The sequence below is a fragment of the Spirochaetota bacterium genome, from assembly GCA_017999915.1.
Taxonomy (GTDB): Bacteria; Spirochaetota; UBA4802; order UBA4802; family UBA5550; genus RBG-16-49-21.
Genome location: JAGNKX010000004.1, coordinates 1 through 11,995 on the forward strand (window position 1 = coordinate 1; position 11,995 = coordinate 11,995).

Genomic DNA, 11,995 nt, shown 5'->3' on the forward strand with positions numbered 1-11,995 from the left:
GGTGGAGAGAATATAACGAGGAAAGACCTCAAAAGAGATTAAAAGGAATGACACCAAAACAATACACTGATATTTTAGTGATCGAAAAAACTAAACTTGAAAGTGGTCGAATTGTGGGGTAGGATCACATGGATAAAACTGCCGAATTGATATTGAATATTAATGAAAAAATATCCATGCGAAATGATTTATTGAATCACGTTATATCTTACAATAAACGTGATGAAGACTTAACAGCTGATGAATGTAATAGGATTAGTTATTTTAGAACAAAAATACTTATAAACTTAAATAAAGATAAATATATAATAGGGATGTAGTATTATGCGGTGGCAGAATATTCAAAATCTAATTCATCATGAAGAAATCATGAAATCTATTCATGAATCAAAAGAAAAAGGTATTCCGCACGATAAACTAGCATTAGCTTATGCAAGAGTATCGACAAAGCATAATGAACAGCAAAATTCAAAAGAAAATCAAGTTGAAGAATGTAAGGAATATGCTGAAAAGCAAGGGTTGTATATTATTTATATTTTTGAATGTGCTGAAAGTGCAAAAGCCCAGGGCAGAAAAGTTTTCAATACTTTAATTGAAAATGCTTTGAAGTATGAAATTAAACATCTAATACTTAAAGATACTTCAAGACTTACGAGGAATCTAAGTGATAAAGACAGAATTAATCAACTTGTTAAAAATGATAAAATGCAAGTTCATTTTTATTTACAAAATGATATATTGAATTCAGAAAGTAGAATGTTGTTCAGTAATATAATGTCAATAATAGATGCTGATTTTAGTGAAAACTTATCAATCAAGATGAAGCATGTTGCAAGGAAAAAAAAGGAAAAAGGCATCCCATATCAATTACCCGCTGGTTATATCTTCGGAAGAAGTGATAGAGGAGAAACAGAAACATCTATTATTGAATTTGATCCTAAATATGAGAGTATTATACATGAAATGTTCGATCTATATCTTAATCATGGATGTACACTCACAGATATATCACAATATTTTAATTCTGTAGGATACAATACTCGTCAAAAAAAACCATTTTATGAATCTACAATCCATAGGATGTTGACTAATAAGTTTTATACTGGAAAATATTTTAAATCATCAGGAGTTTGGGAAAAAATTGGTTTTTATTGTCCAGCCTATATTTCTGAAGAACAATATGAAGAAATTCAAAGAATTATTAAAGTGAACAGTACTGGGAGTAAGAAGCGGAGAGAAAAGTCATATCTTTTAACAGGATTAGTTCTTTGTGAAAAATGCAAATGTTTTGCTTCCGGGAATAGATGGTCATCAACTATTTATTATTCGCATAAATGTAAATGCAATGGTTCAAATAAAAAACCATATTGGCCTGAAAAAACTTTGATTGAAGCAATAAATTTAGAAGTTGAAAAGATTGTATATAATGAAAATCAAACAGAAATTCTTAAAGATAGATTAAGAACAATAATCAATTCACAAAATACAATAACACAAAAATCAGAAAAAGAAATAAATGTACAAATTAATAGATTGAGAAAGCATAAGGAAGTTTTATTGAATGATCGACTTGATGAAACAATAAGTAAGGATGATTATAAAAAGAGAAGTAATGAAATTGAAAAAGCATTAAAAACCTGTCAGGAAAGACTGGAAAATCTAACATTTAATTTATCCGATCATTATAGAGATGCAGAAAAGGTTATTGATGCAATAAGAAACTTTTCGATAGTCTACTTACAGGCAGTTAATATTGAGCGGATTATATTGTTAAGAAATATGGCAAAATGGATCAGTTTCGATGGCGAAAAAGCATATATCGAATGGAAAAAGCCTTTTAATATACTCTTAAATACAGATGAGACATTAAAACAACATCCCGCAGCCTATAAAGAGACTGGGGATGTTATATTATTACAATGGGTGGATGACGGGATTCGAACCCGCAACGACTGGATCCACATTCCAGGGCTCTACCGTTGAACTACATCCACCGTATTGAGTGGCCATTATTTTTATGAATTATACGTTGTCAAGAGCAAATTATCCGGGGAATAGAAGGGCGCAATGATAGCAGTGATTTTTTAGGGGCATGGAGCCATCCCGGCTAGCCCCTCGCAGGCGTCCGTGCCTTTCCCGTAAATTACAAATGTTATCAGTACTAACAAGATTATTATTTGGATCACTAAGAGCAATCGGGGGATATTGGTTATTGGGTAGGACTGATTCCTTGAAGAACGGGGAATTAATACTTCCATTATGCAAATGAAGTATGTCGCATTAGATCTGCTTACATGTACAGAGAATAAAAAATATGAATGGAAAAATTTTATTGAAAAGTTAAAAAATCGCCGACAAAATTAAATATAAAGAAAAAAAACCATTGACATTATTGTATAATCGTAATCAATATCAAATAACAATTAGTCTCAAAACGCTTCAATTGTCTTACCCTCGAATTTATCCTGGATTAAGTAATTGTAGTTTTGATGATTCTTTTTTAATCGGGTATATCCCGCATCATTTTTTCAGGAGTTTTTTAATGGCTAAAGGAACAGTTAAATGGTTCAATGAGAAAAAAGGTTTCGGATTTCTTTCTCACGATGACGGAACGGATCTTTTCGTGCATTATTCCGGCATAATCGGAAACGGCTTCAAGACACTCAACGAAGGAGACAGGGTCGAATTCGAGGTCGAGCAGGGCGATAAAGGCCCCCGCGCCATTCAGGTTCGGGCAATAAGCTAAATCTGTACTTAACCTTGTCAAAAATAAGGGCTGTATCCATCTGGATGCAGCCCTTTTTAATTATCATTTTCTAGGTATATCACTTCATTGATATCACGGATCTGACGAGGCCTGTGCAAAGGTGACAGTGTGTCGTTGCCGGCGGCTGTATGTCATCCATGATCCTGCGCTATTCATTCATCTTGTATGTGTCGGCCAGGGCGTACACGTAATCCTTGAGTATCCGGTTGTAACGCTCGGTGTCAACCACGGGCCGACGGATCATCTTCAGGCACAGCTCCTGCTGTTTTTCCGATGTGATCGGCTTCCCGTAGATGGTAAGGGCGAATTTCGACATGTCCCGCACCATGAAATCGAATATCTGGTCGATGAGCTCGTCATCGACGCCGTATATCTTCTTGTTCTCAAGGATTAGCTGTCCGTAGGCCACGAGGGTAAAGAGCTCTCCAAGGTTCAGGAGAAAGTCGATGTCCTTGCTCTGCTCCTTCATGGTGCCCATGGAGGCCATCATGAAGTCCCTGAACACGGCGATCTGCTCCTTGAACACGTTCACATTGGGTATGTTTACGCTGTTGTAGGCGAGGTTGTAGTCATGGAACTGGAGCTTGCCCAGGCCCTTCGTGGGGCCCTGGTTGAACAGGAAGTCGTCGTTCGCCGCGTCGCGGCGCTGCGGGACCTCCGGGAACGTCCCCGGGTTAAAGAAATAGTTGGGCATAAACTTGATGATAAGGGCCATGTTGACGTGCACCGTGCCCTCGAGCTTCGGCAGGGCGCGTATGTCCAGCACTGCGTTCTCGAAATACATGTCCTTCTCGAACCCCTTGGCCGCGATCACGTCCCAGAGGAGGTTGATGACCTCCTCGCCCTGGGTGCTCACTTTCATCTTGACCATGGGATTGTAGAGGAGGTAGCGCTTGTCAGTGTCGCTGGCGGCGCGCATGTAATCCGTGGCGCGCAGGGCGAAGAGTTTCATCGCCACCAGGCGGCAATAGGCGTCGGTAAAAAGCTGTTTGATGTGGGGGAAATCGGTAACATAGCTGTCGAAGAGCTTCCGGTGCGTCGCGTGGTTTATCGCTTCGTAGAAGGCATGCTCGCAGATGCCGATCGACGCCCAACCCAGGTTGAACTTGCAGATGTTGATGGTGTTGAGCATGTCGTCCCAGGCCTTGGGGCCGCGCTCGGTGATGTCGGCGTCGGTGATGGGATAATCGTGCAGGGCGTACTCGGCCACGTAGTCCTGGTTGTGTATTATGTTCTTAACGCACTCGTACTTCGGGTGCTTGGAGTTTACCGCGAAAAAGACATAGTCGCCGGTGTCGGCCATCTTGCCGAAGGTGGATACCATGGCCGCTTCGTTGCCGTTGCCGATGTAGTACTTGTCGCCGTTGGCCCGGTAGGTGCCGTCCGGGTTAGGGTAGAGCATCATGTCGCTGGAGTAAATGTCGGCGCCATGCTCCTTCTCGGACAGGCCGAAGGCGAAGATGGCCCCCTCTTTGAGAAAGTTGGCGGCCTTGTGCTTGGCCTCGGTGTTAGAGCCCAAAAAGATGGGTCCCAGACCCAGCGCGCTCACCTGGAACGTGTACCAGTAGGTGAGGCCGTAGAAGCCGAGGATCTCGGCGAAGTCGACTATGCGGGAGGTGTCCCACCGCGAATCGGGCCCTCCGAAGCCCTTCGGAGTGAGGAGCTTGGCCATGATCTGGTTTTCCTTCATGAAATCGAGGAATTCGGTGTACCATTTGCAGGCATGAAAATCATCTTTCATTTTCTTGAGGCCGCGGCCTTCGAAGAATTCGATGGTTTTGATCATGATCTGCCTTGTTTCTTCGTCAGCGTAGGTGGCGACGAGTTTTTTGGGATTTAAGATTATTTTTTCCATAATGGTCTCCTTGGGTGGGTTGTTAACCCCTCCCTTGATGGGAGGGGTTAGGGGAGGGTGATATACATCACCCCCACCCGGACCTCCCCCATTAAGGGGGAGGGGCTCATGCTTACATGGATTAAAAATTTAGAAATTCTGGTCCCTCATCTTATACGCGCCCTTGAGCGTATACACGTGGTCCTTGAAAATCTTCTCGAATCGCGCCGGATTGGGTATGGGCGTCCTGATGATTTTAAGCGACAATTCTTTCTGCTTGTCGGTGTTTGACGGCTTCATGTGAATGTTCAGGGCATACTTGGAGAAGTCCCGTACCATGAAGTCGAAAATCTCTTCCAGGAGGTCGTCCTCCACATCGATGAACTTCCTGCTTTCGATGATCAGCTGGCCATAGGCCACAAGGGTCAGGACTTCGCCCAGGGCCAGGAGGTAATCGATATCGGCAGATTGACCCTTGTCAGGACCGGCCTTCATGAGGAAGTCCTTGAACAGGGTGATCTGCTCCTTGAATATATTGACATTGGGAAGGTTCACGCTGTTATAGGCGATGTTGTAGTCGTGGAACTGGATCTTGCCCAGTCCCTTCGTCGGTCCCTGCTGAAAGAGGAACGCGTCGTTGGAGAGGTCGTCGCGGCGAGGCACATCCGGGTATTCCTTGGGATTAAAGAAGTAGTTGGCCATGAACTTGACGATAAGGGCCATGTTTACGTGGACCGTGCCTTCCAGCTTCGGCAGCATCGGCAGCTCGTGCTTGGCTATCTCGAAGAAGGGCTCGTTCTCAAAGCCCTTGGCGGCGATGATGTCGTGAAGTATGTTCATGACCTCTTCCCCTTCGCGGGTGACCTTCATCTTGACCATCGGGTTGTAGAGGAGGTACCGGCGGTCTTCAGAACCGGCGGAGCGCATGTAGTCCTGCGCGCGCTCGGAGAAGAGCTTCATGGCGACGAGCTTGCAGTAGGCGTCGACGAAGAGTCTTTTCACGTGGGGGAAGTCGGTGACGAATTTGCCGTAGACGTTGCGGTTCGCCGCGTGGTCAATCGATTCGTACAGGGCGTGGGTACAGAGTCCGATGGCGCCCCATCCCAGGTTGAACTTGCACACGTTGATGGTGTTGAGCATGTCGTCCCAGGCCTTGGGGCCGCGCTCGGTGATGTCCGCTGTTGTTATGGGATAGTCATGGAGGGCGTACTCTGCCACATAGTTCTGCTCGTTCACCACGTTGCGCACGCATTCGTACTTTTCGTGCTTGGAGTTTACTACGAAGAATACGTAGTCGCCGGTATCGGCCATCTTTCCGAAGGTTGAGACCAGCGCCGCCTCGTTGCCGTTGCCGATGTAGTACTTGTCGCCGTTGGCCCGGTAGGTGCCGTCGTTGTTCGGATAGAGCATCATGTCGCTGGAGTAGATATCCGCGCCATGCTCCTTCTCGGATAGGCCGAAGGCAAAGACGCCGCCCTCCTGAAGGAGCTTGGCTGTTTTATGCTTCACCTCTTCGTTGGTGCCGTTCCAGATGGGGCAGAGTCCCAGCATGGATACCTGCCAGGTGTACCAGTAGGTGACTCCGTAAAAACCGGTGATTTCGGAGAATTCGCAGTTGCGGTAGGTGTCCCACCGGGAATCTGAAGCACCGTATCCGGACGGCGTCATAAGTGTGGCAAAGACCTGGTTTTCCTTGAGGAATTCGACGAAATCATAGTTCCATTTTTTCTCATGCCAGTCTTTTTTTATCTCTTTAAGACCCTTTTTCTCAAAGAATTCTATGGTTTTAAGCATGATTTGCCTTGATTTTTCATCATTATACTTACGGTTGTGGTTTTTAGGATTGAATAAAATCATACATAACCTCTTAAATGTTTATTTTTAATAGAACTGCAATTATCATGTCGAACACTGTTCGGACTGTCAAACGATTTTCGGAAAATATCCTTGAAATAATTTTTATTTATTTCTGTAATGACTAAAAGAGAGATTAGATATTGTCTCATGCTCTTGGCCCCAAGAGGATGGGGGTATAAGGGGCTCCGCCCTTTGACCCCGATGAAGATTAATGGAATATATATGGTTCTATGATAAGGTGGGAATTTATCTCATAATAATACACCGGGATGGGATAACACTTTGACCCTTGAAAGAGCGTGACAAATAATGGTTATGAAACAAAAAAATACACTATCTAAAATGAAGAATAAGGAGCGTGAGGACAGAAAGCACCTCATCATCGATGCTGCGGAGCGGGTATTTTCCAATAAGCCCTTCAACAGGGTAAGCATGAGAGAAATAGCCAACGAAGCAGGTATCGCACCGTCATCGATATATACCTATTTCCCGAACCAGGAATCGCTCTTCGTTGAGGCCACGGTTCGGGACAGCAACGGCCTCATTGATGAGATTGACAGAATGGTCAATACGGCCGGCGAGGGAGCGCAGATCCTGGACCGCGGCATAGAGGCCTTCGTGGATTTCCTTGCCGACCATGATTCCTATTTCCGCATGATGGTGATCTTCATGACCGTGGGGAGCCTTAGCAAGGATTCCCTGCAGAAATTGTTCGAGGTGGTCCGCCGGGGCTTCGATCTTTTCGAGGCGATATTCAAGCGCATGGGCTACAAAGGAGATACAAGGATACTGGCCCACTATTTCTTCGCCATGATGAACGGCATACTGGTAACCTTCCGGAAACTGGAGGGGCGTAGCGACGAGCAGATCATCGCCCATATGAAACAGGTAGGCAAGGTTTTCAGGGAACTGCTGGAGAAAAGTATTAAGTAGAATAAGCTCTTTGAGACCTCACACCCTCGGTCCCCCTCTACCAGAGCGAGAGGGCGCGCCGGAGGCGGTGTGAGATCATACGGAATTAACTGAAGATATAGCCATGAAAAAGAAACCCGTCCCGGTAACAGCATCGGAGCTTGAGGAGATCCTGGACCATTACCTTGACGCCGGATCGACCCTCAATTACGCCCTGAAGATCGTCGGCCATCCGGGAATCGGCAAATCTGCCATCGTGCGCCAGGCAGCGGAACGGAAAAACCTTTATTTTATAGATACCCGCCTTGCCTTCAAGGAAAATGTCGACCTCGGGGGATACCCGGTGCCGGACCACCAGGCGCGGCGGATGGTCTATTATCGCCCGCGGTTCATACCGCCGGAACAGGTCCCCGATAACTATCGGGGCATCCTGTGGTTCCTGGATGAATCGAACCGGGCCCATCCGACGGTGATCCAGACCCTGTTCCAGATCATAACCGAGGGCACCTGCGGCGAGCACGCGCTCCCGGAAAAAACATCCATCATCCTGGCGGGAAACCTGGGCGAGGGGGACGACACCACCATTACGGAGTTCGACGATTCAGCCCTTGACGGAAGGCTGGCTGTGTTCCAGCTTAAGCCAACCGCGCAGGACTGGCTTCTCTGGGCGGAGCGTGAAGGCATCCATCCATCGATTTTACGATATATATCCATGTTCCCGGAGCGTCTCTGGGACGAGGAGAACATCAACCCCAATCCCCGGGGATGGCACCAGGTTTCCCGGGCCCTCGGCGGATCATATTTGATATTGACCGAGGAGGAGCTCCTGGCCCATCTCACGTCGGACCAGGGCGGGTCCCTGGAGAGTATCATCCATTCGCTCATAGGCCACATCGCCGGCGCTGATTTCATCTCCCAGCTCACGGCGCCGCGCGCCCTGAGCACAGCCGAGGTCCTCGGCGGCAGCGAGGAAAAGCTTTCACGGATGATAGACGGCTCCATTCCGTCAGAGGACATACTCTGGGCGCTGTCAGGGGCTGTCCGGGCCATGCGAGACCTGAAGCAGCAGCGGAAGGGGAACCTTGAAGGAAGGGACCTTGCCGAGCTCGCCAATGTGCTTCTCTTTATCGGCCACGCCCGGGCCGATCTGCGGCTTTCGTTCTTTTACCTGCTTCTGCGAGATTGCGGCATATTTACCCAGGTGCCCGCTGCAATCGGCCTCATTCCGGACGATGACAGGAAAAAACGGCTCCTTGAGAAATTCACAGCAATAATCGAGTCCGATGATGAATGAGCGCCTTGAATCCGTCCTTGAGTCCCTCTGGCGGAAGAGCAGGTTTGTCTCATATTTTTATCAGTCAGTCCATTTCATTGAAGATGAAGCCATCCCGACCCTTGCCCTCGCGGTCCGTGAATCCCGGCTCACCCTGTATTATTCAGCATTGTTTATTGAAGGATTGTCACCAGATGAGCTGACGGGTCTCCTTGTCCACGAGATGCTCCACGTGGTACTGAACCATGACCATCGGGCTTTTCCCGGGGATGACCTCTATCTGCAAAATATATCCCAGGACATGGTGATCAACAGTTACCTTTCCGGCGTGCGGAAAACCTTCTTCTCCCGCAGGGACGGGACAGCGCCAGTGGAACAGCTCCTTCTTCCCGCCGGCCTTCCCCGTGTTCCGGGGGATTTCATAACTGACACGGGCGTAACTGATCCTTCATGGGAGGAGCTGTACCGGTGGCTGAAACGTCAGCCCCGCCGTTCCATATCCGAGTATATATCCAACGATGACAACACGCCGGGAGTTAACGGGCCCGGCGCCGAGAACCTGTCGGACAGTCTTAACCGCGCCTTTAACTTCGATCCTCTTTTGGACGGCAGGTCCGACATGAATACCATATACTTCAGCGACATGAAGGGAATGGTCTTCACGGACAACCTTGATTCTGTCATGCCGACGGGGGTCCATCTCTACCATGACCGCGACAACAGGATGGTCATCGACGCGCGTAAGACGAACATCATAAGCTTGGCTGACAGGGACAGTGAATGCGCGGAGGAACGGGCCTATCAGGACATAAAGGGAATTATCGAAAAGATCCGGGAAATCGATACTGCCCCGTGGGAGCGGCAGCTGAAGAGCATCGTCGATTTTTCGGCGCAGTCCAATGAATGGACCTATACCTATGGAAGGTTCAATCGCCGCTATTTTGCCCAGGGCATTTATTCGCCGGGAAGGGTTTTCAAGGAACAGGAGCTCATAACCGTTGCCGTGGACGTATCCGGCTCCATGGTGATGACCCCGTCTGATATTGAGGGGGCCTTCGGTGTGGTCGAGCAGCTCATGGGCAAGTACCGCATAAACCTACTCTGCCTTGACGAGGAGCTGTTCGTTCCGGAAAAGCGGGGTGACATTCTTGCCGCCTCGAAAAACATGGCCAAGCCCTTCGTGTACAGCCGCGGCGACTGGCGGTTCATCAGGACGGGCAGCGGCGGCACGACATTTTTCGCGCCTCTTTTCAATCGATACATGAAAGGACACAGGGAGATGCTACTTGTAATTACTGACGGTTATATATATGACCTGGAAGGCCTCAGGCGATACAATCCCACGATCTGGGTCATTTCCGAAAGCAGGCAGGATCCCTTTCATCCTCCCTTCGGCCAGGCCGTGAAGATGAGGAGTATAAAACCCTCCCCCTTGATGGGGGAGGGCAGGGCGGGAGTGTAAAAAATCATTTATGAATGATAATACTATTATTAAAGAATGCCTCGAAAGATGCGACGCCGCCGGTCTCTATCGTGCCGCGATGAATAACAATGACATCGACATTGTTGCCGCCTGCTATGCGATGCTCAAGCTCGGCGATCCTGAATATATCTTTTTCGCGGGCAGGGATTGGCCCAGGTTCGATTACATGCGCGGTCTCGAGGCCCTTGTCCGGCTTAAGAGCTCCGAGTTCATACACAAGGCGGGAATTTTCTGGAAGGAGTTCGATTTTATCTCGGGGTTGACGGCATTGGACGACCTGGCTGATCCGGAGTACCTCTACCGCGCCGGGAGGTTCTGGAAGGGTTTTGACCATGAAAGAGGCCTCGACGCATTGATCAGAATCGGTAAGGCTCGGTATGTTTACTATGCCGGCCAGGAATGGAAGGTTTTCAATTATCGAAAAGGGTTTGAGGTGCTGATGGATATGGGAAGCGCCGAATTCATCTTCTATGCCGGCGCCCATTGGAAAGAATTCGATCACCGGATCGGCTTCAAACGACTCATGGAGCTTGGAAATGCAGAGTATCTGTACAAGGCTGGAACACTCTGGCCTCAATTCGATTATCCGGCAGCCTGGGCTGTTATTGAATCAGATCTTGAAGAGGGGGCGCGTTGGCGGGGAAAGGCCTTTACGCACCACATGTGGAGACCGGCTCTTAAAAAAATCTGGAAAGATTCCATGGCGGCGCAGGGGTTGCAAAGAAAGTATGAATAAAAAAAAATATACAAAAAAAATAAATTTAATAATTGACATTAATTTTATTTATGGTCCAATAGTCAAAGGTTGAATAACTTCGAACAATATCTTCAATTTTCTTACTGCGTGTTTCATAACAGCATAAAAAAATTGTAGTCAGGAAGTTTATTCATAGGGTAAAACCCGCATTATTTATTATTTATAGGAGTTTTTCTTATGCCTAAAGGCACAGTAAAGTGGTTCAACGAGAAAAAGGGCTTTGGTTTCCTTTCTCAGGACAATGGAGCAGATCTCTTTGTTCATCACACTGGCATACTCGGCTCAGGCTTCAAGACTTTGAATGAAGGCGATAGAGTTGAGTTTGAAATTGAAAATAGCGAAAAAGGCCCGAGAGCTGTTTCAGTCAAGCCCATCAGCTAATTTATCGTGAATGACAATTCATTAAAACCCGGCTTATCAAGCCGGGTTTTTTTTTTGAGGTTTTTTTGCCATTTCCAGGGTCATACAGGCAATTCTATCAAAAAAAACAACAAAATAGTTGACGATATAAATAATTGTTAATATAATAGTTGTATAAACAACTATGATATGGCTGCCAATGAAAAAAGCAAAACAATCTTTGACACATCCCGACGGTTTTCATGGTTCCGTTGACGAACAGCTGAAGTTCCTTGAACACCTGGAGAAAACAAGGCCTCCCTCGGTAATCGAGCAATCGATGGGATTCATCATAGCCTCCACCATGACCCGGATCAGGATCCTCATGCTTAGGAAGATCAAGGAATATGGATACGATATCACACCGGAACAGGGCGCCGTCCTAAATGCCGTCGGCGAGTCGGAAGGAATCTCCCAGAGCATGATCGCGGAGAAGACATTGAAGGACAAGCCGACCATCACGCGCATCCTGGACAATCTTGAAAAGAAGAGCCTTATCAGCCGCAAGGCAGATTCGGGGGACCGGCGGGCCTACAAGATCTATTTAACGGGATCAGGCAGGGAGAAGATTGAAATGTTCAGGCGAATAATCGCCGAGGTGGACGCAAAGGCTTTCGCGGGCCTGGATCAGAAGGATTTACGCAAGATGGAGGAAATACTACGGGCCGTCAGGGCCAATGTAAGTTAAAAATCAGTAACCCGGAAAAGAGGCT

At 47.2% G+C, this 11,995-nt stretch carries 9 protein-coding genes, 1 tRNA gene and 1 pseudogene; 8 read left to right on the forward strand and 3 right to left on the reverse strand.

Going from position 1 to position 11,995, the window contains the following annotated elements; all coding sequences use genetic code 11:
• Window positions 1–324 precede the first annotated feature (324 nt).
• Window positions 325–855, forward strand: a pseudogene (locus tag KA369_07110) (recombinase family protein).
• Window positions 856–1,922: 1,067 nt separating this feature from the next.
• On the opposite strand, the gene KA369_07115 reads toward KA369_07110, so the two are convergent.
• Window positions 1,923–1,994, reverse strand: a tRNA-His gene (locus KA369_07115).
• Window positions 1,995–2,542: 548 nt separating this feature from the next.
• Here KA369_07115 and KA369_07120 point away from each other — a divergent pair.
• Complete coding sequence (locus KA369_07120) at window positions 2,543–2,746, forward strand: cold-shock protein (GenBank protein ID MBP7735726.1); 204 nt, start codon at window positions 2,543–2,545, stop codon at window positions 2,744–2,746.
• Window positions 2,747–2,915: 169 nt separating this feature from the next.
• On the opposite strand, the gene KA369_07125 is transcribed toward KA369_07120, so the two are convergent.
• Window positions 2,916–4,622, reverse strand: coding sequence for an acyl-CoA dehydrogenase (locus tag KA369_07125; protein MBP7735727.1), 1,707 nt, complete (start codon window positions 4,620–4,622; stop codon window positions 2,916–2,918).
• 129 nt (window positions 4,623–4,751) lie between these two features.
• Window positions 4,752–6,458, reverse strand: a complete 1,707-nt coding sequence (locus KA369_07130) for an acyl-CoA/acyl-ACP dehydrogenase (GenBank protein ID MBP7735728.1) — start codon at window positions 6,456–6,458, stop codon at window positions 4,752–4,754.
• Window positions 6,459–6,773: 315 nt separating this feature from the next.
• On the opposite strand from KA369_07130, the gene KA369_07135 reads away from it, so the two are divergent.
• The 6 genes from KA369_07135 (at window position 6,774) to KA369_07160 (ending at window position 11,970) form a co-directional block, all read left to right on the forward strand.
• Entirely contained in the window at window positions 6,774–7,391 is a 618-nt protein-coding gene (locus tag KA369_07135; protein ID MBP7735729.1) for a TetR/AcrR family transcriptional regulator, read from the forward strand.
• A 103-nt stretch (window positions 7,392–7,494) separates the two neighbouring features.
• The gene (locus tag KA369_07140; GenBank protein ID MBP7735730.1) at window positions 7,495–8,664 is read left to right on the forward strand and encodes a hypothetical protein; all 1,170 of its coding nucleotides are present in this window, start codon (window positions 7,495–7,497) and stop codon (window positions 8,662–8,664) included.
• Window positions 8,657–10,105 (forward strand): hypothetical protein, encoded by a 1,449-nt coding sequence (locus tag KA369_07145; protein MBP7735731.1) that lies wholly within the window; start codon window positions 8,657–8,659, stop codon window positions 10,103–10,105. The genes KA369_07140 and KA369_07145 overlap by 8 nt, the downstream gene beginning before the upstream one ends.
• A 10-nt stretch (window positions 10,106–10,115) precedes the next feature.
• The gene (locus KA369_07150; GenBank protein MBP7735732.1) at window positions 10,116–10,862 is read left to right on the forward strand and encodes a hypothetical protein; all 747 of its coding nucleotides are present in this window, start codon (window positions 10,116–10,118) and stop codon (window positions 10,860–10,862) included.
• 198 nt (window positions 10,863–11,060) lie between these two features.
• On the forward strand, window positions 11,061–11,264 hold the full coding sequence (locus KA369_07155; GenBank protein MBP7735733.1) for a cold-shock protein: 204 nt from the start codon (window positions 11,061–11,063) through the stop codon (window positions 11,262–11,264).
• 178 nt (window positions 11,265–11,442) lie between these two features.
• A complete protein-coding gene (locus tag KA369_07160) occupies window positions 11,443–11,970 on the forward strand; it encodes a MarR family transcriptional regulator (GenBank protein MBP7735734.1) in 528 nt (175 codons plus the stop codon).
• Window positions 11,971–11,995 lie beyond the last annotated feature (25 nt).